At 57.2% G+C, this 21,405-nt stretch carries 26 protein-coding genes and 1 tRNA gene; 12 read left to right on the forward strand and 15 right to left on the reverse strand.

Going from position 1 to position 21,405, the window contains the following annotated elements:
* Positions 1 to 130 precede the first annotated feature (130 nt).
* Complete coding sequence (locus J0G10_RS11155; RefSeq protein WP_034152742.1) at positions 131 to 448, forward strand: I78 family peptidase inhibitor; 318 nt, start codon at positions 131 to 133, stop codon at positions 446 to 448.
* Between the two features lie 72 nt (positions 449 to 520).
* Here J0G10_RS11155 and J0G10_RS11160 read toward each other — a convergent pair whose 3' ends face one another.
* Complete coding sequence (locus tag J0G10_RS11160; RefSeq protein ID WP_003179963.1) at positions 521 to 733, reverse strand: cold-shock protein; 213 nt, start codon at positions 731 to 733, stop codon at positions 521 to 523.
* Positions 734 to 1,021: 288 nt separating this feature from the next.
* Positions 1,022 to 1,324, reverse strand: coding sequence for a hypothetical protein (locus J0G10_RS11165; protein WP_095047633.1), 303 nt, complete (start codon positions 1,322 to 1,324; stop codon positions 1,022 to 1,024).
* Between the two features lie 372 nt (positions 1,325 to 1,696).
* Between J0G10_RS11165 and thrS the strand changes: the two genes are divergently transcribed.
* From thrS to J0G10_RS11210, 9 genes are all read left to right on the forward strand, one after another.
* Positions 1,697 to 3,619, forward strand: coding sequence for a threonine--tRNA ligase (thrS, locus tag J0G10_RS11170; protein WP_007913488.1), 1,923 nt, complete (start codon positions 1,697 to 1,699; stop codon positions 3,617 to 3,619).
* Complete coding sequence (infC, locus tag J0G10_RS11175) at positions 3,619 to 4,170, forward strand: translation initiation factor IF-3 (RefSeq protein ID WP_170947229.1); 552 nt, start codon at positions 3,619 to 3,621, stop codon at positions 4,168 to 4,170. Before thrS ends, infC begins: the two co-directional genes overlap by 1 nt.
* 60 nt (positions 4,171 to 4,230) lie before the next feature.
* Positions 4,231 to 4,425, forward strand: coding sequence for a 50S ribosomal protein L35 (gene rpmI, locus J0G10_RS11180; RefSeq protein ID WP_002553160.1), 195 nt, complete (start codon positions 4,231 to 4,233; stop codon positions 4,423 to 4,425).
* 28 nt (positions 4,426 to 4,453) lie between these two features.
* Complete coding sequence (gene rplT / locus J0G10_RS11185) at positions 4,454 to 4,810, forward strand: 50S ribosomal protein L20 (protein ID WP_007913489.1); 357 nt, start codon at positions 4,454 to 4,456, stop codon at positions 4,808 to 4,810.
* A 109-nt stretch (positions 4,811 to 4,919) separates the two neighbouring features.
* Positions 4,920 to 5,936, forward strand: coding sequence for a phenylalanine--tRNA ligase subunit alpha (gene pheS / locus J0G10_RS11190; protein WP_003226365.1), 1,017 nt, complete (start codon positions 4,920 to 4,922; stop codon positions 5,934 to 5,936).
* Positions 5,937 to 5,962: 26 nt separating this feature from the next.
* A complete protein-coding gene (pheT, locus tag J0G10_RS11195; RefSeq protein ID WP_220558429.1) occupies positions 5,963 to 8,341 on the forward strand; it encodes a phenylalanine--tRNA ligase subunit beta in 2,379 nt (792 codons plus the stop codon).
* A gap of 3 nt (positions 8,342 to 8,344) precedes the next feature.
* Positions 8,345 to 8,647 carry an integration host factor subunit alpha gene (gene ihfA, locus J0G10_RS11200; RefSeq protein WP_002553164.1) on the forward strand — a complete coding sequence of 101 codons (303 nt, stop codon included), beginning with the start codon at positions 8,345 to 8,347 and terminating at the stop codon, positions 8,645 to 8,647.
* Positions 8,628 to 8,984 carry a MerR family transcriptional regulator gene (locus tag J0G10_RS11205; RefSeq protein WP_003179985.1) on the forward strand — a complete coding sequence of 119 codons (357 nt, stop codon included), beginning with the start codon at positions 8,628 to 8,630 and terminating at the stop codon, positions 8,982 to 8,984. Before ihfA ends, J0G10_RS11205 begins: the two co-directional genes overlap by 20 nt.
* Positions 8,985 to 9,072: 88 nt before the next feature.
* Positions 9,073 to 9,149, forward strand: a tRNA-Pro gene (locus J0G10_RS11210).
* Positions 9,150 to 9,238: 89 nt separating this feature from the next.
* Here the strand turns inward: J0G10_RS11210 and J0G10_RS11215 are convergent.
* The 5 genes from J0G10_RS11215 to J0G10_RS11235 form a co-directional block, all read right to left on the reverse strand.
* Positions 9,239 to 10,351, reverse strand: a complete 1,113-nt coding sequence (locus J0G10_RS11215; RefSeq protein ID WP_095047631.1) for a tyrosine-type recombinase/integrase — start codon at positions 10,349 to 10,351, stop codon at positions 9,239 to 9,241.
* Positions 10,351 to 10,563 (reverse strand): hypothetical protein, encoded by a 213-nt coding sequence (locus tag J0G10_RS11220; RefSeq protein WP_072392567.1) that lies wholly within the window; start codon positions 10,561 to 10,563, stop codon positions 10,351 to 10,353. The genes J0G10_RS11215 and J0G10_RS11220 overlap by 1 nt, the downstream gene beginning before the upstream one ends.
* 413 nt (positions 10,564 to 10,976) lie before the next feature.
* Positions 10,977 to 11,702, reverse strand: a complete 726-nt coding sequence (locus J0G10_RS11225) for a hypothetical protein (RefSeq protein WP_220558430.1) — start codon at positions 11,700 to 11,702, stop codon at positions 10,977 to 10,979.
* On the reverse strand, positions 11,699 to 11,944 hold the full coding sequence (locus tag J0G10_RS11230) for a hypothetical protein (RefSeq protein WP_220558431.1): 246 nt from the start codon (positions 11,942 to 11,944) through the stop codon (positions 11,699 to 11,701). The genes J0G10_RS11225 and J0G10_RS11230 overlap by 4 nt, the downstream gene beginning before the upstream one ends.
* Before the next feature lie 49 nt (positions 11,945 to 11,993).
* Positions 11,994 to 12,488: a hypothetical protein gene (locus tag J0G10_RS11235; protein ID WP_220558432.1), complete on the reverse strand. Its 495-nt coding sequence runs from the start codon at positions 12,486 to 12,488 to the stop codon at positions 11,994 to 11,996.
* Between the two features lie 141 nt (positions 12,489 to 12,629).
* Here J0G10_RS11235 and J0G10_RS11240 point away from each other — a divergent pair, with 141 nt between their 5' ends.
* Positions 12,630 to 13,295, forward strand: coding sequence for a hypothetical protein (locus J0G10_RS11240; protein WP_220558433.1), 666 nt, complete (start codon positions 12,630 to 12,632; stop codon positions 13,293 to 13,295).
* A 6-nt stretch (positions 13,296 to 13,301) separates the two neighbouring features.
* On the opposite strand, the gene J0G10_RS11245 is transcribed toward J0G10_RS11240, so the two are convergent.
* Positions 13,302 to 15,359 carry a DNA cytosine methyltransferase gene (locus J0G10_RS11245; RefSeq protein WP_220558434.1) on the reverse strand — a complete coding sequence of 686 codons (2,058 nt, stop codon included), beginning with the start codon at positions 15,357 to 15,359 and terminating at the stop codon, positions 13,302 to 13,304.
* A 46-nt stretch (positions 15,360 to 15,405) separates the two neighbouring features.
* On the opposite strand from J0G10_RS11245, the gene J0G10_RS11250 reads away from it, so the two are divergent.
* Entirely contained in the window at positions 15,406 to 16,062 is a 657-nt protein-coding gene (locus tag J0G10_RS11250; protein WP_220558435.1) for a hypothetical protein, read from the forward strand.
* Position 16,063: 1 nt separating this feature from the next.
* On the opposite strand, the gene J0G10_RS11255 is transcribed toward J0G10_RS11250, so the two are convergent.
* From J0G10_RS11255 to bet, 7 genes are all read right to left on the reverse strand, one after another.
* Positions 16,064 to 17,014: a phosphoadenosine phosphosulfate reductase domain-containing protein gene (locus tag J0G10_RS11255; RefSeq protein WP_220558436.1), complete on the reverse strand. Its 951-nt coding sequence runs from the start codon at positions 17,012 to 17,014 to the stop codon at positions 16,064 to 16,066.
* 70 nt (positions 17,015 to 17,084) lie between these two features.
* Positions 17,085 to 17,693 (reverse strand): hypothetical protein, encoded by a 609-nt coding sequence (locus J0G10_RS11260; RefSeq protein ID WP_220558437.1) that lies wholly within the window; start codon positions 17,691 to 17,693, stop codon positions 17,085 to 17,087.
* 57 nt (positions 17,694 to 17,750) lie between these two features.
* Complete coding sequence (locus tag J0G10_RS11265; RefSeq protein WP_220558438.1) at positions 17,751 to 18,113, reverse strand: hypothetical protein; 363 nt, start codon at positions 18,111 to 18,113, stop codon at positions 17,751 to 17,753.
* Between the two features lie 75 nt (positions 18,114 to 18,188).
* A complete protein-coding gene (locus J0G10_RS11270; RefSeq protein ID WP_220558439.1) occupies positions 18,189 to 18,653 on the reverse strand; it encodes a hypothetical protein in 465 nt (154 codons plus the stop codon).
* The gene (locus J0G10_RS11275) at positions 18,650 to 18,892 is read right to left on the reverse strand and encodes a hypothetical protein (protein WP_158829450.1); all 243 of its coding nucleotides are present in this window, start codon (positions 18,890 to 18,892) and stop codon (positions 18,650 to 18,652) included. The genes J0G10_RS11270 and J0G10_RS11275 overlap by 4 nt, the downstream gene beginning before the upstream one ends.
* Positions 18,889 to 20,511 (reverse strand): YqaJ viral recombinase family protein, encoded by a 1,623-nt coding sequence (locus J0G10_RS11280; RefSeq protein WP_220558440.1) that lies wholly within the window; start codon positions 20,509 to 20,511, stop codon positions 18,889 to 18,891. Before J0G10_RS11280 ends, J0G10_RS11275 begins: the two co-directional genes overlap by 4 nt.
* The gene (gene bet, locus J0G10_RS11285) at positions 20,508 to 21,311 is read right to left on the reverse strand and encodes a phage recombination protein Bet (RefSeq protein ID WP_220558846.1); all 804 of its coding nucleotides are present in this window, start codon (positions 21,309 to 21,311) and stop codon (positions 20,508 to 20,510) included. Before bet ends, J0G10_RS11280 begins: the two co-directional genes overlap by 4 nt.
* Positions 21,312 to 21,405: the final 94 nt, after the last annotated feature.

The raw sequence follows: 21,405 nt of genomic DNA on the forward strand, positions 1-21,405 counted from the left end.
TACGTGCCGCTCAGGCACACTCGGCGCTTTTCCGGTCGTGGGGCAGGGTGATGGCCTTGGCTGTGAAACCAATCGCTTGAATGGCGGTCGCACGATCTCAGCTTAACCATTTTGAAAACAAGGAGGCTTCATGCCTTTGAAGTTCGCGACACTGGGTGCACTTATGGCCGCTGTGATGTTGGCCGGTTGCAGCACGACCTCCAGCGAGTCGGCAAAGGAATCTGTGGCGACCGAAGCCGGTCATAGCCGCTGTGAAGCATCGGCGGCGGAGTTCGCCATTGGCAAGAAAGCTTCGCCAGAGTTGCTGGAGCAGGCGCGCAACAAAGCTGGGGCGCAAAATGCTCGCTTCCTCAAGCCGAACGACATGATCACGCTCGAGTACCGCTCCGATCGCTTGAATCTGAACACCGACAACAACCTGGTGATCACTCGTGTCAACTGCGGCTGATTAGCGAAGGCTTTTATTGCAGGCATAAAAAACCCCGTCACATGGACGGGGTTTTTTTAGTGCACGCAGAAATTACTCTGGGCGAACCTGTGCAGCTTGCATACCCTTTTGGCCTTTCTCAGCCACGAAAGAGACGGTCTGGCCTTCTTTCAGGCTTTTGAAACCGTCGGATTCGATAGCTTTGAAGTGTACGAACAGGTCGTCACCGCCACCTTGAGGAGTGATGAAGCCGAAGCCTTTTTCATCGTTGAACCACTTAACGGTGCCGGTTTGGCGATTAGACATGGTGTATCTCCAAGAAACATATATTTTTCAGTACTGTGCTGCTCAGGCCAACTGGGCACACCCGGGTATCATAGTCGAAATGTTCGCTTTGGTAGCCCCCCGGACGTGCTGTTTGCCAATCAGTCGTGTTTTCTTTACTGTCTTTATCGGCTGAAAGCCCCGGTTTACAAGGCTTTTGGCGGAACGTAAAGACGATAAAAAAACCTGTAAAACCTGCATAAATCATCTGAAAAGGCTCAAATTCAGCCCTTTTTAGCGGCGCTGAGCCAACTCAGAAGACTTTTTTGATCACTTTTTCGCCGGAGTATTTGCCTTGCATTTGGCGATTTGGCCCAGTGCTTTCTGCTGCAATTCAGGAGTGGCTTTGTTGTCCATCAGCGCCTGAATGTCGCTCGCTGGATAAGACTTGATGGCGTCAGCGCCGCAAGCACAATGGGATTTGGCAGCCGCAGCACCGATTTGTTGGGTCGCCGCCTGGGTGCATTGCGCCATGTACTTCTCGCGCTCGCCCTTCGGCCAGTCGGCGTGGGCGCTCAGCGGCAGCAACATAACGATAGGGGCGACTACGGCGAACAGGGTATTCAGACGCATGCGAGGATGCTCCTTGTGGGTCAATGTCTTGTTATCTGAGGGCTGAAAGGTCTATCAAGTTCAGCACTCTGGCATAAAAACAGACGATTTGCCTTCTGATCAAACAGAGGCATAAGTGACCGCTCATCTGTGCTAGCATGCCGAGCTCAAACGTTCTCAGGCGCCAGATGACCTTCAGTCCCGGCAGCGGTCAACGTGCGAATATTTTCGATTTGAATCCCAGTCACTCTGGTTCGGTTTTCCGGTTGGCCGCAAGGCTCCTGCCGCTGTAAGGCAGGCGTTCGTCATTGAATGGCCTGGATCGGATCTTGTACTGGCTCATCCCAACCCACGTGACCTTTGGTAGGGGTCACCACTAGGAGAGGAGGCGCCATGCCAACTATTACTCTTCCCGACGGCAGTCAACGTTCATTCGATCACCCGGTTTCCGTAGCCGAGGTCGCCGCATCCATTGGTGCCGGTCTGGCCAAAGCCACACTGGCCGGCAAGGTCAATGGCCAACTGGTCGACGCCAGCGACATCATCAGCAGCGACGCGACCCTGCAAATCATCACGCCAAAGGATGAAGAGGGGCTGGAGATCATTCGCCACTCTTGCGCGCACCTGGTGGGTCATGCGGTCAAACAGTTGTACCCGACTGCGAAAATGGTCATCGGGCCGGTCATCGACGAAGGCTTCTATTACGACATCGCTTTCGAACGTCCTTTCACTCCGGACGACATGGCCGCTATCGAACAGCGCATGCAGCAGCTGATCGAAAAAGATTACGACGTGATCAAGAAAGTCACTCCGCGCGCCGAAGTGATCGAAGTGTTCAAGGCTCGTGGCGAAGACTACAAGTTGCGCCTGGTCGAGGACATGCCGAACGAACAGGCCATGGGTCTGTACTATCACGAAGAATACGTCGACATGTGCCGCGGTCCGCACGTGCCGAACACGCGTTTCCTGAAATCCTTCAAGCTGACCAAGCTGTCCGGTGCCTACTGGCGCGGCGACGCCAAGAACGAGCAGTTGCAGCGCGTTTACGGCACCGCTTGGGCAGACAAGAAGCAACTGGCGGCTTACATTCAGCGCATCGAAGAAGCTGAAAAGCGCGATCACCGCAAGATCGGCAAGCGTCTGGGCCTGTTCCACACCCAGGAAGAATCCCCGGGCATGGTGTTCTGGCACCCGAACGGCTGGACTCTGTACCAGGTGCTCGAGCAGTACATGCGCAAGATCCAGCGCGACAACGGCTACCTTGAGATCAAGACCCCTCAAGTCGTTGACCGCAGCCTGTGGGAGAAATCCGGGCACTGGGCCAACTACGCCGACAACATGTTCACCACGCAGTCGGAAAACCGCGACTACGCGATCAAGCCGATGAACTGCCCGTGCCACGTGCAGGTGTTCAATCAGGGCCTGAAGAGCTACCGCGAGCTGCCGATGCGTCTGGCCGAGTTCGGTGCCTGCCACCGTAACGAGCCATCGGGTGCTCTGCACGGCATCATGCGCGTACGTGCGTTCACTCAGGACGACGCCCACATCTTCTGCACCGAAGAGCAGATGCAGGCTGAGTCCGCCGCGTTTATCAAGCTGACCATGGACGTTTATCGTGACTTCGGCTTTACCGATGTCGAGATGAAGCTGTCCACTCGTCCGGAAAAACGTGTCGGTTCCGACGAGTTGTGGGATCGCGCTGAAGCTGCATTGGCTGCAGCCCTTGATTCTGCGGGCCTGCCGTACGATCTGCAGCCGGGTGAGGGCGCGTTCTACGGTCCGAAGATCGAGTTCTCGCTGAAAGACTGCCTTGGTCGGGTCTGGCAATGTGGTACTCTGCAGCTCGATTTTAACCTGCCTGTCCGTTTGGGCGCTGAATACGTCTCTGAAGACAACAGCCGCAAACACCCAGTGATGTTGCACCGTGCGATCCTCGGTTCCTTCGAGCGTTTCGTCGGGATTCTGATCGAGCACTACGAAGGTGCGTTCCCTGCCTGGCTCGCGCCAACGCAGGCGGTGATCATGAATATCACTGATAAACAGGCAGATTTTGTTGCAGAAGTTGAAAAAACTCTCAACGAAAGCGGATTTCGTGCCAAGTCCGACTTGAGAAATGAAAAGATCGGCTTTAAAATCCGCGAGCATACTTTGCTCAAGGTTCCCTATCTCTTGGTAATCGGAGATAAGGAAGTCGAGATGCAGACTGTCGCTGTGCGTACTCGTGAAGGTGCTGACCTGGGCTCGATGCCCGTCGCCCAGTTCGCTGAGTTTCTCGCGCAAGCGGTTTCCCGGCGTGGTCGCCCAGATTCGGAGTAATTATTATTAAGCGTGAAATGAGACAAGATAAACGAGCTGCACCGAAAGCCCCGATCAACGAGAATATCTCGGCACGCGAGGTTCGGTTAATTGGGGCTGAAGGTGAACAGCTTGGGATTGTGTCAATTGAAGACGCGCTTCTTAAGGCTGAAGAGGCCAAACTGGATTTGGTGGAAATTTCCGCCGATGCAGTACCCCCTGTTTGCAAACTGATGGACTACGGCAAATCGATCTTCGAGAAGAAGAAACAGGTTGCCGCAGCCAAGAAAAACCAGAAGCAGATTCAGGTTAAAGAAATCAAGTTTCGTCCAGGGACGGAGGAAGGGGATTACCAGGTAAAACTGCGCAACCTGGTACGTTTCCTGAGTGATGGGGACAGGGCCAAGGTATCCTTGCGATTCCGCGGCCGTGAGATGGCCCACCAGGAGCTGGGGATGGAACTCCTCAAGCGGGTTGAAGCTGACCTGCTCGAGTACGGTTCGGTCGAACAGCATCCTAAGATGGAAGGACGCCAGCTGATCATGGTCATCGCCCCGAAAAAGAAGAAGTAATCAACAGGGCACGGCAGGCCTTCTGATTATGTTTATCAACTGAATGCGGAGTATCCGAACATGCCAAAAATGAAAACCAAAAGTGGTGCTGCTAAGCGGTTTCTGAAAACTGCTAACGGTATCAAGCACAAGCACGCTTTCAAGAGCCACATCCTGACTAAAATGTCGACCAAGCGTAAGCGTCAACTGCGCGGTAGCAGCTTGCTGCATCCGTCTGACGTGGCAAAAGTCGAGCGCATGCTGCGCCTTCGTTAATTTTAGTCAAGAATAGAGGAAGTAACTCATGGCTCGTGTAAAGCGTGGCGTCATTGCCCGTAAGCGTCACAAAAAAATTCTGAAACTTGCTAAAGGCTACTACGGCGCACGCTCCCGCGTATTCCGTGTTGCCAAGCAAGCGGTAATCAAGGCAGGCCAATACGCCTACCGTGACCGTCGTCAGAAAAAACGTCAGTTCCGCGCTCTGTGGATCGCTCGTATCAACGCTGGTGCTCGTGTTAACGGTCTGTCCTACAGCCGTTTCATCGCTGGCCTGAAAAAGGCGTCCATCGAGATCGACCGTAAGGTTCTGGCTGATCTGGCAGTGAACGAAAAAGCGGTGTTTGCTGCGATTGTCGAGAAAGCTAAAGCCACCTTGGCTTAAGTACCCCCGACAATCACCCGGCCTCACTTCCGTGGGGTCAGGTGGTAAACGTCTTAAATAGGGGAAGAGCCTTCAAGCTCTTCCCCTATTTTGTATCTGGAGTCTGTACATGGAAAACCTGGATGCGCTGGTCTCTCAAGCACTAGAGGCTGTGCAAAGCGCTGAAGATATCAATGCCCTGGAGCAAATCCGGGTTCAATACCTTGGCAAAAAGGGCGAATTGACTCAGGTGATGAAGACCCTGGGGAATTTGCCGGCAGAAGAGCGTCCGCAAGTCGGCGCCCTGATCAACGTTGCCAAGGAACGTGTTACAGGCGTTCTCAATGCGCGCATGGCTCTGTTTGAAGAAGCCGAACTGGCTGCCAAACTGTCTGCCGAATCCATTGACGTGACATTGCCGGGCCGTGGTCAGACCTCCGGTGGTCTGCATCCGGTGACCCGGACTCTGGAACGTGTCGAGCAGTTCTTCACCCGCATCGGCTACGGCATTGCCGAAGGCCCTGAGGTCGAAGACGACTATCACAACTTTGAAGCGCTCAACATCCCAGGCCATCACCCGGCCCGGTCGATGCATGACACCTTCTATTTCAACGCCAACATGCTGCTGCGCACCCATACCTCGCCGGTACAGGTCCGCACCATGGAATCGAAGCAGCCGCCGATCCGCATCGTCTGCCCAGGCCGCGTGTATCGCAGCGACTCCGATATCACCCACTCGCCGATGTTCCACCAGGTCGAAGGCCTGCTGGTTGATCGCGACATCAATTTTGCCGATCTCAAAGGCACCATCGAAGAATTCCTGCGGGTGTTCTTCGAAAAAGAGCTGGCCGTACGTTTCCGTCCTTCGTACTTCCCGTTCACCGAGCCATCCGCTGAAGTCGACATGGAATGCGTGATGTGCAGCGGTAAAGGCTGCCGTGTCTGCAAGCAGACCGGCTGGCTGGAAGTGATGGGCTGCGGCATGGTTCACCCGAACGTGTTGCGCATGTCCGGCATTGATCCGGAAGAGTTCTCCGGTTTTGCTTTCGGCATGGGTGTCGAGCGTCTGGCCATGCTCCGTTACGGCGTGAACGACTTGCGTCTGTTCTTCGACAACGACTTGCGGTTCCTCGCGCAATTTCGCTAGTCGTAACGAATTCTTAGGAGAGCAGGATGAAATTCAGTGAACAATGGCTGCGTGGCTGGGTTAGCCCGCAGGTAAATCGCGACGAGCTGGTTGCTCGTCTGTCGATGGCTGGTCTTGAGGTCGATAGCGTGACCCCGGCCGCCGGTGTATTCAGCGGCGTGGTGGTGGGCGAGGTGCTGAGCACCGAGCAACACCCTGATGCCGACAAGCTGCGTGTGTGCCAGGTCAGCAATGGCGCGGAAACCTTTCAGGTCGTGTGCGGAGCGCCAAACGTGCGTCCGGGCCTGAAGATTCCGTTCGCCATGATCGGTGCTGAACTGCCGGGCGATTTCAAAATCAAGAAAGCCAAACTGCGCGGCGTTGAGTCCAACGGCATGCTCTGCTCGCAATCCGAGCTGCAGGTCGGTGAAGGCAATGACGGTCTGATGGAACTGCCGGCCGATGCGCCGGTGGGTGAAGATTTCCGTGTGTACCTGGATCTGGAAGACGCCAGCATCGAGGTCGACCTGACCCCGAACCGCGGCGACTGCCTGTCCCTAGCCGGTCTGGCCCGTGAAGTTGGCGCGCTGTACGACGCACCAGTGACCCGTCCAGTGGTCATGACCATTCCTGCCGTGCACGATGAAGTGCGTTCGGTAGAAGTGCTGGCGCCTGCCGCGTGCCCACGTTACCTGGGCCGCGTTATCCGTAACGTTGACCTGTCCAAGCCGACGCCGCTGTGGATGGTGGAGCGTCTGCGTCGCGCTGACGTGCGCAGCATCGACGCTGCCGTCGACATCACCAACTACGTGATGCTCGAACTGGGTCAGCCACTGCACGCTTTCGATCTCGCCGAAATCAATGGCGGCATCCGTGTGCGCATGGCGGAGGAGGGCGAGAAGCTGGTACTGCTCGACGGTCAGGAAGTCAGCCTGCGTAGCGATACGCTGGTGATTGCCGACCACACCCGCGCGCTGGCGATTGCCGGTGTGATGGGTGGTGAGCACAGTGGTGTCTCCGCGACCACTCGCGATGTATTCCTGGAAAGTGCGTTCTTCGACCAGATCGCTGTGGCGGGCAAGGCTCGTTCCTACGGCCTGCACACCGATGCGTCGCACCGCTACGAGCGTGGCGTTGACTGGCAACTGGCCCGTGAAGCCATGGAGCGCGCCACTGGCCTGCTGCTGGACATTACTGGCGGCGAAGCCGGCCCGATCATCGAGACCGTCAGCGAGCAGCATCTGCCGTCGATCGCGCCGATCACTCTGCGTTCCCAGCGCATCACCCAGATGCTCGGTATGGAAATGGATTCCGCGCAGGTCGAGCGTTTGCTCGGCGGTCTGGGTCTTGGCATTACTGCCGACGGTGAAGGTCAGTGGCGCGTAGAAGTGCCAAGCCATCGCTTCGACATCAGCCTAGAAGTCGATCTGATCGAAGAGCTGGCCCGCCTGTACGGCTACAACCGTCTGCCGGTTCGTTACCCGCAAGCACGCCTGGCACCGCAAGCCAAGGCTGAAGCGCGCAGCGATCTGCCGGAGCTGCGCCGTCTGCTGGTGGCGCGTGGTTATCAGGAAGCGATCACTTACAGCTTCATCGATCCGCGTCAGTTCGAACTGTTCAACCCGGGCGTCGAGCCGTTGTTGCTGGCCAATCCGATCTCCAATGACATGGCGGCAATGCGCTCTTCGTTGTGGCCAGGTCTGGTCAAAGCGCTGCAGCACAACCTCAACCGTCAGCAAGATCGCGTGCGTCTGTTCGAAAGCGGTCTGCGCTTCGTCGGTCAGCTCGAAGGCCTGAAGCAAGAGCCGATGCTGTCCGGCGTGGTTTGCGGTAGCCGCCTGCCGGAAGGTTGGGCGCAAGGTCGCGACACGGTTGATTTCTTCGACGTCAAGGCTGACGTGGAAGCGGTGCTGGGCTTCGCCGGCGCACTGGATTCGTTCACCTTCGCACCGGGCAAACACCCTGCGTTGCACCCTGGTCAAACCGCGCGCATTGAGCGCGAAGGGCGTGAAGTCGGTTTCATCGGCGCCATTCACCCGGAATTGTCGAAAGCACTGGGTCTGGATCGTCCAGTCTTCGTTTTCGAGCTGGTTCTGGCTGAAGTGGCACTCGGTAAAATGCCGAAATTCCACGAGTTGTCGCGCTTTCCTGAAGTGCGTCGTGACCTTGCACTGATTGCGCACAAAGACGTCGCGTCCGCGGCCGTACTGGACGTAATCCGTGAAAATGCAGGCGAATGGCTCACGGATCTCAGGCTGTTTGACGTGTATCAGGGTAAAGGCATTGATCCTGATAGAAAAAGCCTTGCAGTTGGCTTGACCTGGCAGCATCCATCGCGCACTCTTAATGACGATGAGGTGAATTCGACGACGCAAAATATCCTCACCTCGCTCGAACAAAGGTTGAACGCCACGTTAAGGAAGTGACGTATGGGGGCTTTGACGAAAGCTGAGATGGCGGAACGTCTGTATGAAGAGCTGGGCCTGAACAAGCGGGAAGCCAAGGAATTGGTCGAACTGTTTTTCGAGGAGATCAGGCACGCTCTTGAAGACAACGAGCAGGTCAAATTGTCCGGTTTCGGCAATTTCGACCTTCGGGACAAACGCCAGCGGCCTGGCCGCAACCCGAAAACGGGGGAAGAAATCCCGATCACGGCTCGCCGTGTGGTCACCTTTCGTCCAGGGCAGAAGTTGAAGGCCCGAGTTGAGGCTTATGCTGGAACCAAGTCATAACGACGAACTACCCGTCATCCCGGGCAAACGCTACTTCACCATCGGTGAAGTCAGCGAGCTGTGTGCCGTAAAGCCACACGTGCTGCGCTACTGGGAGCAGGAGTTTCCTCAACTCAACCCCGTCAAACGCCGCGGAAACCGCCGGTATTATCAGCGCCAGGACGTGCTGATGATCCGGCAGATCCGCGCGCTCCTTTACGATCAGGGTTTCACCATCGGCGGCGCACGCCTGCGTCTGTCCGGCGATGAAGCCAAAGACGACACGACCCAATACAAGCAGATGATTCGGCAGATGATTGCCGAATTGGAAGATGTATTGGTGGTTCTCAAGAAATAAAAAGCAGCGTTTGAATACTTCCAGTTTTCAAACGCTTGCGCTATATTCTTGAGCGTTCTTCGAGGTGAAGAACAGTTGCAGAACCAGTCGGGGCGTAGCGCAGTCCGGTAGCGCACTAGCATGGGGTGCTAGGGGTCGAGTGTTCGAATCACTCCGTCCCGACCATAATTCCTGATTAAAATCAGACACTTAAGCCGATCAGATGGATCGGCTTTTTTGTGGCTGCGCAAAACCCGCGCAAAACTTGCGCAAAACTACCCGGTGAATTCGCTGATATTGAGGTCTGGAATTGCTTCAGACCAGACGATTTCGGCGTGATCCTTCTGGTAGTTTTTGGTCATGCTCTCACTGGCATGTCCGGCGATTTTCTGCCCGTCCTTTCCGGCTTTCTGATACAGGTGCAACGACAGCGCCCGCACTTCATGGAAGCCCGGCATTTCCTCTTCTTTCCATCCCTTATAGCAACCCGCCGCCTCCCGAGCCTTTTTAAAGGCTCCGGTCAAATATCGTTCTTCGACCTTTGTCCAGTGTTCCTTCGTCAGTGCCTGTTTCTGCTTTTTGCGGTCAGGTCTGCGGTGGATCAGGTAAGGCGAGACGATGTCATCCCGGCACCGGCTGATGACCGCCTGGAGCTCATCGGTCACTTTGAACCGGATCCACGCCGCATCACTGGCCTTGGCCGTCTTTTGCTGTACCACATACAAACAGCCTTCCCGAACACCATCGAATCGCATGTTGAGGATATCGGTTCGACGCTGCGCAGTGATCAGCGCCAGGTCGATTGCGTTCTGCAGCCACGGCGGAGACTTCTCTCGGATGGATTTCAGGCCTTCAACGGTATGCCGCTTGCGCTGCTTCTTCTCGATCCGGTTGATGGTGCTGCCCGCTGGGTTGTCCGGGCACAGGCCCTTAGCCGCTGCGTGGTTGAAGATGTCGATCAGCAGGGCGCGGCACTGGTTGGCAGTGCGCGGCGTGAGGGCATCCAGCATCTCCGCAATCATACGAATCGTGATCTGGTCGACCGCTTTACCTTCGAACTGCTTCCGGAAACGTCGGAAGTGAACGGCATATAGGCCCAAGGTTCCTTTCGCCAGTTCGCGCGGCGGCAGCACGTCGCGTTCGTATGCGTCCAGGAAGCCGGCGAATGACTCGGAAGTGCTGCCCATCACTGCGCCAATCAGGTCGGCGCCGCGCATGAACTCCAGATTCAACTGCTTCGCCGCATCGATCGCTTTGATTCGGTCCGAGCCGAACTGGAACCACTTACCGTCGGTAGGCCGGCGGTAGCGATAGGTCGAGCGCCGCGAATCGAAGTACAGGTTCTGCGGAAGGCTCTTGTTCGCCTTGTTGCGCGGCCGTGGGACCATCATGCAGCTCCTTTCAATACCATCGCGACCAGGTCATTGCCGTCTGACCTGCTGAACGCCGTCCAATCAACGTACCAGAGTTTCCCGATCTGCTCGCCGGGTACCTGGCCATTGCGGATGTAGTTGCGGATTGCCTGGGGGCACGGAGGCGTGCCGTTCTCGCCCCAGCGCCGGCGCTGGAACTCACTGATCTTGATCAGCTCTTTTCTCATTGTGATGCTCCATGCCGCGCGTGGCGGCAGAAGATGGTTAAAGGTTTCGAAACTCTTTTCTTTGCTCGGGGGATTGGGCGGGGTAACCGAAGTGAAAGCGCCGCTTGCCTGTATAGCCGCACTCGCTGCATCCGAACGATGGGCCGCAACTGCAGCCACCCTCACATCCGCAACTGCACCCGCTACACGCCAACGTCACAACGCCTTCTTCCTCGACCTCGCCGTCCTCGGTGATCCAGTACTTGCGCCGACGATCAAGCCGGAACCCTGTTACCGCTTCGGCCTGCTCATATGTTGCAGGCACTACTCGAAAGCCGTGTTCCGCTCCTGGGTCTGCGACCGATCGCATTACTTTTGGCATGCAGAATTCCTCGCCCGCCGTACACCGGCAGGCTGTTGAGTTGGGGGAGGGGTTATAAAGCGAGTTCGACCTGGGCTTCGCGCAGCCAGATTGGAGAACTGTTGTGTGCTTCGATTCGATCAGCGATGACGTTGGCTCGCTGGCCAGCAGTGGGCGGTGCGTACATCCCGAAACGGCTGATGCTTCCGCCGTTCACTGCGGCGTTCGTGGAATCGGCTGAAGCGAAGGGCAGGTGCTGGAAGATCGCAGGGTCAAGCATGCGCAGACCGTGTAGCCGGCACGCCGGTCGACCCTGGTCGTCACAGATAGCGTCCATTGCGGTAGCTATCCTCTTCCACCATGATCCTGTGCCCGGTGCAGCCCATTGCCCAGAACTGCCGAGGGCGACAGTTCGCCAGCACCTCGCCAGCCGCTGCAACCGCTCAATCGATTCGTGCAAGTGCCAGACAGGCACGCCGCGCAGTTCCTCTGGCCACTGCCGTACAAGGTCGTCGTTGGCGTCTTCGTCGCCATCAATGACGTCCGGAATAAGCGCCCAAGTGAAACCAGGGTGCCGGTGCCAATCTTCGACCCAGCGCGTGTATCCGTCGACGTCTACCTGGCCGCCTTTCTTCCACACAGTGAATGCGCCGTTATCGAAAACAAACGATTTGCAAACATCGGCGACGATGCCGAGATCGTCCTTGCGTGGGAACGGCACCAGCGCGTGCCGCCCGGCCAGGAACTTAGCGGCATCCTCGCGCTTACCGCCGACAGGCGTGCCGTGGTAATGAATCATCCGCTGAGCCTCACCGTTTCGATTTCCACGCCCTGGTGCGTGGCGATGATGGTCTGATCGCCGCCGAGCGTTTCGGAAAGGCTGTCGGCGATTTGCTCATGCCAACCCTGCCTGATCAGCGCGGTGGCGGTCTTGATGTGTTCGACGTGAATCATCGAGGTTGATCGCAACTCAAGCCGGTAGATGATCGTCTCGCCGTCGGCGGGGCAGACGGCTGCGAAAGTGTGTCGGTAGATGTTCATCGCCACGGCCCCTTGTAGATGAGGTAGGCCATGTAGAGCGGGGCGAAGATCATGGCGTCACCTCTGAGACTTCTGGAATTTCCTCGAACTTGTAAGTCTTGACGACCCGCTCTTCGACGTCAGTGATCTTGATGAATTTGGCCTCTTCAACCCAAGGGTAGGCGTCGGGCTCGCCGTGCTTGCCGCCGCCGCTCATCTCACAAAAGGCGAGAGCGCGACCATCGGGCAGGATGAAGGCTTTCACATCGACCTCGTAGTTTCGCTCCCAACTGTAGTGGCACCAAGACGGAACTCCGGGGGCGTCCACTGCGGTGTAACGCACCTCGTTCACCGCGTCATCGTGCGAGCTCTCATCGTAAAGCTGATCCAGATCCTCGCCGGACATGGACGCCAAATCTTCAAGCGTAACGGGGCTATTTGGTGCATCGCGCAGGCTGTCGTACTTGTAGCCGAAAGCATCGATTCCGTGATGCATCACCAGCAGCTTGGCCATCTGGCTTGCAGTGAGCGTGTTCAGTGAGTGGTGAATGTTTGTATCGAGCATAGGGGTTCCTTGCCGCTATAGCGGCTGACTTTGAAGGGAGAGGGTGTATTTGAGTACAAATGTGCTCTTCGATGACTTGCATGACATTACGGCGCCTTGAACGGATAATGGCATTTTGATGTGCACGGAAGGAGTCGGGTTGTGGGTAAAACGGTTGCGGATGTTTTTATCGTTGAAAGTTTAAGAATGGCTGACGAGCGGGATCATAGGTATGAAGGAAGGAGGCTCGCTGACATATTAAGAATGGCTGGTAAGAAGCCGAAATATTTTTATTATGAGGAGAAGAGTGAACTGCCGCACCTTCTTAAAATATTCAAGGAATCCAAGTATCGTTTTTTTCATATGTCTTCCCACGCTTGCATAGAGAACATATATACAAATAAAGATTTTCTTACCTATCCTGAGTTTGCACAGATGTGCAAGGGATACCTAAAGGAGCGCCGAGCTTTTTTCTCCGCTTGTGAACTTGGTAATGAGATATTTACTTATTGCCTGTCTGGAACTAATAGAGGTATGCACTCTATCGTCGCGCCAGCCGAAGAGATCCAATTTGATCATGCTGCAGCTATATGGAGCGCGTTTTATGTGTCGCTCTTTTCAGCCAACTCGCAAAGCATGAGGCACGCCGATATCATTTCCAGACTAAAATTATTGGGCTCTCTCTTTCCTGTAGATTTTCACTTTTCTGGCTATGCCCCAAAGTCAGATAGATGGAATCACCAGTTAATCAAAAAGTCTTCTGTTAGCCCTATCCTTGGGCCAATAAAAGGGAATGTTCTACTTGAGGAATCCCCGGTGACTACTTAGCGGCCGTTACGCAGCCTCCCTCCGCCGTTCGTTTAATTTCCAAGGGTCATTCGCCCGGGCTAGCGCAGCCATCGGTGGCGGGCTGACGCTGTTGCCGCACATGTGCACTTGCTGGGTCTTGGTGAACGGTTTGCCGTCGGCGCCGTGGCTGATGATGTAGTCGGCGGGGAAGCCCTGAGCCTTGTACAGTTCGGCCGGTTGCAGCATTCGCAGGCAGATGTCGACGATCACGTACGGCGTGCCCTTGATGGTGACTGTTACCAGGCCCAGACGATCCTTGGTGGTGATGGTTGGCGCTGGCGCGTCGGCGGCGCTCATGTTCTCAGTGCCGTAGTAGCTGATCAGGAATGCGGCGACACGCAACGCACCGGCTTCAACCTCTGGCGACAGTTGCAACTCGACCAGCGAGCTCTTGCCGCCACCGCCGGCCGTGATGGTCGGCGCTGGTTCGTCCACACCCTGGCCAACGCTTGCGCCGAACTGGCGCTCCATGAAGGCGGTGATCAGTCCATGGTGTGTGCCACCGGCGCTGATGGTATGCAGCGGATCGGCGGCGTCCCGCGCATCGCAGTTGCCGCGCAAGTGCACCAGGTTCGCCGTCACCAACTGCTGCTGGCTGCCGGTGTTGGTCACCGTGGTCAACGGATCCTCGATGCTCTTGGCGGCCGTAGTGTTGAAGCCGCCATTCATTTGAGCCATGAAAACCGTCGATATGCCCATTGCATGAGCGGCGCCGGCCGGACGTTGATAGTTGCCGCCGCTGGTGATAGTTGGCAGCGGCTCGTCGAGTGCCTTGCCTTCGTCCGCAAACCTGAACTTCACTAGGTGCGCAGCTGCGAGTGCATGCTTCACGCTGCCGGCGACCACGGTGCCCAGCGGTTGATCAAGGCCGGGCACGCGCGGCTTTTGCCCGGTGCGCTCTCCGTAGCCTGTTTGAATCAGGGTAGGGCTGATCAACGTCAGCTCGCCGCGATTCGCGCAGGTGACCGTCGGCAGCGGTTCGTGGGGATCGTTGATCCGGTCGCTACCTTGGTGAGTTGCTGGCGCGATGATTGGGCTGGCCATGGCGAACGATCCGCCGCGCGGCCAGGACGTCACCGTGCGCAGTGGCTCATGGGCAGACTGAACACTTTCGCCCGACCAGTTCGCGATCGGCACGATGAATGGGTCAGCGGCATCGATGACGAATTTCTTCATGCCTTTGGCGATCCGGCGCAGGGTGGCGGGTGCCAGCGGCTTTGCCCGGTCGAAAATGCTTTTGCTCGGTATGGTCCAGTCGATGCATTCGGCGGCGGTGCGCCACTTCTTTTGCCCTTTGGCCGGGTTCTTCGCGTGGGTTGGCTCAGGCCACACAATCGGCTGGCCATCGCAACGGGCGATCATGAACAGTCGTTCCCGACTGGTTGGCGCGCCGAAGTCGCAGGCCTTGATCACCTTCCATTCAACGACGTAGCCCATGGCCTCCAGTAGGGCCACAAAGCGGCGCCATGTCTTGCCGCGCTGCTTCGGGTCGGGAATCAGGAACTGCTGGCCCACCGGCACAACCTCACCAGGTGCGGCAACGTCGCCGCCGAGTTTCACAACGCGGCCAGTGGCTTTGTCGCGCTTGGCGATCAGTCTGCCCCACTGCAAAATCTGCTTAACGTTCTCGAGGCTGATCACTCGGGGGCGCTTCATGCCTGCCCACTTGAGGCCGATCCACGACAGGTTCCGGATCTCGCGCTTGCGCGGTTGACCGCCGGCGGCTTGACTGTGGTGCGTGCAGTCCGGAGACATATGGAACCAGCCGACGGCTTTGCCGCCACACTCGATGTCTGGATCACCTTCGAACACGTCAGTGGTGAAGTGCACGGCGCCCGGGTGATTCACCGTGTGCATGCTGATCGCTTGGGGGCTGTGGTTCTTCGCGACATTCACCGCGCGACCCAGGCCCATCTCCAGCCCGGTACCGGCACCGCCACCACCGCAGAAGAAGTCGACAACGATCTCATCGTCCTGAGTGCTGAAGCCGAGTCCGTATTGAGTTTTGAAATCGAAGGGGTGTTTCTTCTGTTGTGCGGACATAGGGGATCCTCGCCGGTATAGTTCGGCCAATTTTCGGAGGTTGATGATGTCGATTTGCTTAGCGATCACTGATGCGGACTGGGCGCTTACTAAGGATGTTTTCAGCGTGATCGGTACAGTCGTGAGCGCAATTGGTGTTGGTCTGGCCGGTTGGGTTGGGTTTTCCGGGCTGGCGACATGGCGCCGACAAAACAAAGGAACAGCAGATCACGACCTTTCGCGGCGATTGCTGATAGACCTATATAAGCTGCGTGACTGCATTAGCCATGTGCGAAACCCGGTGATATTAGGTGGGGAGGGAGGAGTTCCTGAGGACGAACCTAAAAACCTGAATTTTTCGCAAATCAGCTACAGGAATACCGCACGCGCTTATCAGAGTCGTTTTACGATGGTCGCTGAAGTCCGGGCGAGACTTGCCACGTCCATTCTTGAGAGCGAGGCTGTCTGGGATGCGGAGCTGAAGTCGCTTTTCACTCCGATTTTCAAACTGCAGCATGAACTTTGGATCAATGTAAGCACGTACCTAGTGTCGATAAACCCCGACGAAGTTGAAGGCCGGGTTCGTTCATATCAAAAAATTCTCAGCGAGCGTAGGGACGTTTTGTATGAATCACCGCTCGAAGGAGATGATGATTTCAAGAAGGAGATGGACGCCGCTCTCTCCAACGTCGAAGACTATCTACGTCCCAAGCTCATCAGGTAGTTCACTCGCAAAGCCCATAGGCTGATGAGCACTTGTGACTGTCGTCCGTGCGCGCAATCAGGTCGACCATGTCGAACTGGCGCCCGCCGCGCGCGGTGTTGCTCCAATCGACGATCCGGTCAATGCCGTGCGTTACGGCGCTCACCTTGTCATCCGATCTCACGGTGGGGTCGGTCACGGTGGCGAAGAAAGTGGCCGCTCCACGTTTGCTGGCAATGCTCACCAGTCGCTCCCACTCGCGCACCCGGTCAACTTCCTCTGGCCACCTGGCCGCAATCTGCCGGAGCTCGTCTTTCGCACACATGATGCAGGGCATGCAGCCAACGCGATTGCAGCCTTGTAAGTACAGCGGGTTCGGTTTGATGCCGGCAGCCCGGTGAGCCTCAAAGACCGAATCCACCGTCCACTTCAAGATGGGCCGGTAGTTGAAGAGTCCGCCTCCAACCTCATCGCACTCTGGTAGGTACTTTCGGGCCGGCGATTCATCGGCCCGTACGCCCTGCCATGACAGCAGCATGTTCTCGCCGTCCATGAGCGGCAGGTAGACCTGCTCGATGATTGGGTTGCGCTTCAGCTCATCAGTGCAAAAGCGGGCTTTGGTGCTGGGAAATCGGCCTTTCCACAGGCACAAGTCCAGGAAGGGGTTGCTGGTTGGGTGCAGTACTTCCAGAGCGCGCAGCACCACGGATTCCGCCACTCCCTTTTCGCGCCATTTGGTTTCGATGAATTTGCGCTTGCCGGCGATCTGCCTGGAGAAGTCTGCCTTCACCCACCGGATGGGTACACCAGTGGCTTCAGCCAGGTAGTGGATGTAGTCGTACGTCTCTGGATGCTCATGCCCGGTGTCAGCCACTACAGCGCTGAGATTTGGCACCTCCAGCTCGCGGGCGACCAGCAGCGTAGCCGTGCTGTCTTTACCGCCGCTCATGCTGACGATGTTGTGATTAGGCATAGGGGGTCCTCGCCGGCTGGCGTGATTCGTAGAAGTGGGGTATTTGTGTTCGGCCCGGCATGGAGCAGGATCAGGCGGTGTAGGCGCGCTCGAAGTCGTTGGCGGGATACTTTGGTTTAACGCGGTACTGCTTGAGCGCGGTCTTGTAGCTCGCCTTCGCTTCTTTCATTGTCGGAGCCCAATCACCGGCAACTTCGAGCTCCTCATAGGGCGACCAACGCGAGAAGCTGTAATGGCGCCGATACTGGCGGTACGCGCTTCCTCGGGGGTACCGAACCATCCGGTATTCGTAGTTCCCCCAATCGCCACGCTGCTGATATTGCGGCATGTTGATGCCAAGGAAGTGAGCGAAGCCGTCATAGCACTCGCACTCGTCGAGATAGGCATCGAACTTGGTACGCTTGGGTGGCGGTGGTGCAGGCGGCATTGCGGCGATGGCGAATCGCTCGCCCTCTTCGGTCGCGAAGTAGAGGATTTCGCTCTGGTCGCAGAACGCCGGTGGTTTGCGACTCCTCATCAAGCCGAGAGACACAAGAGCTTCCAAATCTGGAACATCACTGTGACCAGATCCTGCAAGGAAACGGTTCCGGTATACGTGGCGACTTTCGCGGCAATCTGGACGCAGGCCCAGTGTGTGCCAGAGCAGGCCTAGCTGCGCATCAGTCGGCTTGTTGTCCATGGATTATCTCCAGTCAGGCGCCGCCCTCCGTGACCGGATGCGCAGCGTGGGTAGGGGTTATTTTGGAATGTCGATTTCGTCTTCAGGTTCTGGAGGATCTTCAGCGAGTGATTTCCTTCCGGCAGCCTCAATAAGTCTCGACACCTTTTCGGTAACGACGATAGGTGTCTTGACACCGCGTAACATCGTTGCCTGCGTTTCGAAGTCGGCGGCAATCAGGTTGATCAGAAGCCGCTGGTGAATGTCCTGCTGGTTGTTGATGCCGTGGGCCTTCATGACTGCCTTAAGGTCAGGCTTGAACACCCCGGCTACCTCAACCGTAAACTTCTCCACGCCCAATGCAGCGTCCTTTGCTGCAGCCTTCTCGCGCTTTTTCTTCTGCTTGATCGCTTCCTTCGTCGGCTCCGTTACTTCGGCCATGGCCTACCTCTTCAATTCCGCTGGCCGGCAAGTCCAGCCAGGTCTGTCGTTTGCGTTGTTGGGGTCTGGAACGTCTCACGCTGCGACCTTCACCTGATGCCAGGCGCCGGCGGCGTAGAACAGTTTCGCGGCTTCGGCTTCATCCATCGAAACTTCATCCGGAATGGCGATCCAGCCCGATGCGACCAGATGGGTCGGGTTCGCGCTGTTGCGCAGCTCCAGGTAGTAATGCTCGATGGCGTCGGTCAGACGCTCGACCTTGTACATACCTTCTGGCGAGATCTCGACCGACTTGATGTACTCGGCGCCGCGCTCGTCTCGACACATGGCGGCGATGTAGATCGTCCAGCGGTAGGAGAAATCGAAGATCGCGTTGGCGATTGCCAGACTCCGGATCTGCCGGCAACTCTTCCAGTTCGCCATGATCTGGCTACCGCTGGGGTCGATGTTCACCACCGCGACGTGGTTGGTGCGCAGCAGCGCCCGGCAACTACGTTCTGCCCGTGCGAAACCGTTGTTGGGTTTGCGTTTCGACTTCATATCGAGTCCGCCATTTTGCGCAGAGCCTTGCGGTCAGCGGCCGATATCGGCTTCGGCCGCCGCTTGAGGACCGTTTCAGGGTCTATTTTTTTCGAGCGGGGCGGTGGCAGCGGATTGCGCGGCGGGCTCTTCAGTTGATCTATCCGCCCGCCGGCGGCCAGGTATTGCGCGATTCGTTCAGAGATCGATTCGGCATCTGGCCGGTGCTGCTCAACGAGGTTGAGGTGGTTGCTGATCATGCCGCCACCTTGACCAACTTCACGCCGGCCATGCTGAACTTGGAGCCTTGAGCGGCGACCATCGCGTCGAGCGCTTCCCAGTCAACAGTCAGCACCGAAATAGGGGCTTGGCCGTATGCGACAGCTTTGATCAGCGACTCCAGATCGAACACTTCGGCCTGCAGGTTCAGCGGCGCCGCGGTTGAAGTCGATGGTTTCGAGGCTGACTGAACCGGCGCCGCAGCTTTCACTGGTGCCGGGCTGGCAATTGGAACCTGTTCGACCGGCGCCTTGGCTTTCGCCTCGTCTTCGATTCGCTTCAGCTCCTCCTGACGGATCTGCTCGCGCTGGGCTTCGGCTTTCTGCTCCTCGGCCTTCTGATGTTCAGAAATGCGCACCTTGATCAGCGCGACCAAGTCATCGTTGGCCTTGAGGACGAGTTGCTGAATATCGTTGAACAAGAATGCATGGTCGGGCGCGAGCTCGGCCAAGCTGGTCAAATTCAAGCGAATCGCATCTGCTGACTGGCTCGCGGCGATTTTTGCTCGAGCCAGCTCGGTGTCAACGGCATCCTGCAGGCTGGCGATCGTGCGCTTATTCTTCATCGCGCCGGCGAAATCGGAAGCGACCGCTGGCAGCGTCACCCGGCCCAGCGTCTTATTGATGGCCGCAACGTGATCCGCCAGCGCCTGCTCAGCCTTCTGCTTGATGCTGGTCTTCACCAGCAGCTCTTGAGCCTTCACAAGCTTGTCGACCTTCAAACGCGTCTCGCGAGCGTGTGCGCTGATTCGATCAAGAGACGAGAACAGCTCGTCGATGCTTTGGGTTTGAGATAGCGCCTGCTTCTTCGCAGCCGCAACTGCTTCTTCGACATCACCGCACCACTTGACCGCCTTCTTGGCGTCAGCAAAGTCTTGGTCGGTCTGCAGCGTGGTTTTCACAGAGTCAATGACAGCCAGTGCCGATTCCTCAAACACTTTCAGGTTGCTCGCTGTAACCATGCCGGTCAGTTCGATGCGTAGCGCTGGCAGCTCGTCAGGGGCCTTGCCGACGATAATCGACGGAGCCTCTGCCATTTTGAAGTTGGCCAAGTCGGCCTCGAACTGTTTCCAGCCTTCGACCAGCTGCGCGGCGCGGCCGGCGACAGGTCGGTATTCCATGTGCACGAAGTTTTCGGCAGTTCCGTCGGAGCAAACGAAAATCACGCGCTCGGCGCCGCTCACCAGCAGTTGCTGCTCAAGCTGCCAGTAGTAATGCGGATCCAGTTCGCCGGCCTTCACCTGGGCGACCAATGATTCGCTCCAAAGCTTGTGCTCGAAGAGGGTCTCGCCCAGCATCGTCGCGCCGTCCATGGAGGCGAGCAGATTGCCGTCGGTACCTACGACTGGATAAAGCTCCTCGCCGATCATCACTTCAACCAGTGGCCGGGCAAGCGCTTCAGTTGCATGGCCTCTGTCGAAGATGTACTGCTGCGCCTGAGTGACCTCCGGCGCAATGCCGGTTTTCTTCATGGTCAGTAGGTCGGTGCGGGTCTGGTATTTCGAAGCGCCCATCATTGCGGGCGCCTCGGAGGCGGTGAAGTGCTGAGCGCGCAGTGCGTGCCATTCGGCGGAGCCTTGAGCTACGTTGTGAATTTTCATGCTGTGTCTCCGTCGATGGCTTTCAGGTTATGGATGGTTTCGATCTGGTCGTCGCGTAGCGTGTATTTGCTACTGACGTTGGCGATGATGTGTTCAGGGTTGGTCCTGCCTGCGTCGATGAGCGGCCGCCATTTTTCGATATTCTCTTTCAGAAGATCATCGGAGTAGGGTGGGAGGGCTTCTGGCTCAGGCTCTTGCTGCCGCTGCGGACTTACATCGCGCGGCGCTTCATCGAAGATTTTTCCTTCCATCTCGTCAGCGGTCGGAGCCGATCCAACCTCTGGAAAGGCCTTGCGCAGCGCTTGGGCCTCGGCGCACTTGGCGAGCTGTGCGAAAGCGCGGCGCTTCCACATCGAGTTCGGCGCGACTGTGTCCTTACTGGCCGTTGCGTAGTTCTCCAGCCAGCGCTCGTTAGCGGTGAACTCGGCGACAAGGCCGTTCGACATCTGCCGTTTGACGGTCACCCGGCACCACTCCGGATACGTGACCTCTACGCCGCCCAGCTTTGCGGTAATCGGCGGACCATATTCGGGATCGCTGATTCCCGCGTACTGCCCCGTACGCGCAGCCTGGATGCGGTAAAGGCCGATACCGGGCATGACCGTGTCGACCATCCCGCGGCCTTTTTGGTAGATGGGAACGATGTGCACCGGCTTGAGCATCGGGTCGAGCTGAGCCGCCTTGCAGTAGGCCAGCACCATCACTACAGAATTGTGCGCCGCGCCTGGATACAGGCTTCCGCTCAGCACTTCGACGAGCGCTTCCTCGGAAATGGCTGGCAGATGGTCAGCCTGTTTCATTACTGCGGACATGGGAAATCCTTGCCGCGACGTGCGCAGCGCTTGAATTTGAAAGTCAGGAGGTGATGCGATCGGCGAGGGCGCTGAGCAGCAT

Origin of the sequence: Pseudomonas germanica (assembly GCF_019614655.1) — a bacterium.
Taxonomy (GTDB): Bacteria; Pseudomonadota; Gammaproteobacteria; order Pseudomonadales; family Pseudomonadaceae; genus Aquipseudomonas; species Aquipseudomonas neuropathica.

What these genes read in the sequence shown, in the direction of transcription:
- J0G10_RS11270 (WP_220558439.1), bottom strand. Translation starts at nt 18,653, where the DNA reads ATGAAGTCGAAACGCAAACCCAACAACGGTTTCGCACGGGCAGAACGT.
- pheT (WP_220558429.1), top strand. Translation starts at nt 5,963, where the DNA reads ATGAAATTCAGTGAACAATGGCTGCGTGGCTGGGTTAGCCCGCAGGTA.
- J0G10_RS11225 (WP_220558430.1), bottom strand. Translation starts at nt 11,702, where the DNA reads ATGATTCATTACCACGGCACGCCTGTCGGCGGTAAGCGCGAGGATGCC.
- J0G10_RS11280 (WP_220558440.1), bottom strand. Translation starts at nt 20,511, where the DNA reads ATGAAAATTCACAACGTAGCTCAAGGCTCCGCCGAATGGCACGCACTG.
- J0G10_RS11230 (WP_220558431.1), bottom strand. Translation starts at nt 11,944, where the DNA reads ATGAACATCTACCGACACACTTTCGCAGCCGTCTGCCCCGCCGACGGC.
- ihfA (WP_002553164.1), top strand. Translation starts at nt 8,345, where the DNA reads ATGGGGGCTTTGACGAAAGCTGAGATGGCGGAACGTCTGTATGAAGAG.
- rpmI (WP_002553160.1), top strand. Translation starts at nt 4,231, where the DNA reads ATGCCAAAAATGAAAACCAAAAGTGGTGCTGCTAAGCGGTTTCTGAAA.
- J0G10_RS11155 (WP_034152742.1), top strand. Translation starts at nt 131, where the DNA reads ATGCCTTTGAAGTTCGCGACACTGGGTGCACTTATGGCCGCTGTGATG.
- J0G10_RS11260 (WP_220558437.1), bottom strand. Translation starts at nt 17,693, where the DNA reads ATGGACAACAAGCCGACTGATGCGCAGCTAGGCCTGCTCTGGCACACA.
- bet (WP_220558846.1), bottom strand. Translation starts at nt 21,311, where the DNA reads ATGAAACAGGCTGACCATCTGCCAGCCATTTCCGAGGAAGCGCTCGTC.
- J0G10_RS11245 (WP_220558434.1), bottom strand. Translation starts at nt 15,359, where the DNA reads ATGTCCGCACAACAGAAGAAACACCCCTTCGATTTCAAAACTCAATAC.
- pheS (WP_003226365.1), top strand. Translation starts at nt 4,920, where the DNA reads ATGGAAAACCTGGATGCGCTGGTCTCTCAAGCACTAGAGGCTGTGCAA.
- J0G10_RS11205 (WP_003179985.1), top strand. Translation starts at nt 8,628, where the DNA reads ATGCTGGAACCAAGTCATAACGACGAACTACCCGTCATCCCGGGCAAA.
- J0G10_RS11215 (WP_095047631.1), bottom strand. Translation starts at nt 10,351, where the DNA reads ATGGTCCCACGGCCGCGCAACAAGGCGAACAAGAGCCTTCCGCAGAAC.
- thrS (WP_007913488.1), top strand. Translation starts at nt 1,697, where the DNA reads ATGCCAACTATTACTCTTCCCGACGGCAGTCAACGTTCATTCGATCAC.
- J0G10_RS11265 (WP_220558438.1), bottom strand. Translation starts at nt 18,113, where the DNA reads ATGGCCGAAGTAACGGAGCCGACGAAGGAAGCGATCAAGCAGAAGAAA.
- J0G10_RS11250 (WP_220558435.1), top strand. Translation starts at nt 15,406, where the DNA reads ATGTCGATTTGCTTAGCGATCACTGATGCGGACTGGGCGCTTACTAAG.
- J0G10_RS11165 (WP_095047633.1), bottom strand. Translation starts at nt 1,324, where the DNA reads ATGCGTCTGAATACCCTGTTCGCCGTAGTCGCCCCTATCGTTATGTTG.
- J0G10_RS11160 (WP_003179963.1), bottom strand. Translation starts at nt 733, where the DNA reads ATGTCTAATCGCCAAACCGGCACCGTTAAGTGGTTCAACGATGAAAAA.
- J0G10_RS11235 (WP_220558432.1), bottom strand. Translation starts at nt 12,488, where the DNA reads ATGCTCGATACAAACATTCACCACTCACTGAACACGCTCACTGCAAGC.
- J0G10_RS11255 (WP_220558436.1), bottom strand. Translation starts at nt 17,014, where the DNA reads ATGCCTAATCACAACATCGTCAGCATGAGCGGCGGTAAAGACAGCACG.
- J0G10_RS11275 (WP_158829450.1), bottom strand. Translation starts at nt 18,892, where the DNA reads ATGATCAGCAACCACCTCAACCTCGTTGAGCAGCACCGGCCAGATGCC.
- J0G10_RS11220 (WP_072392567.1), bottom strand. Translation starts at nt 10,563, where the DNA reads ATGAGAAAAGAGCTGATCAAGATCAGTGAGTTCCAGCGCCGGCGCTGG.
- rplT (WP_007913489.1), top strand. Translation starts at nt 4,454, where the DNA reads ATGGCTCGTGTAAAGCGTGGCGTCATTGCCCGTAAGCGTCACAAAAAA.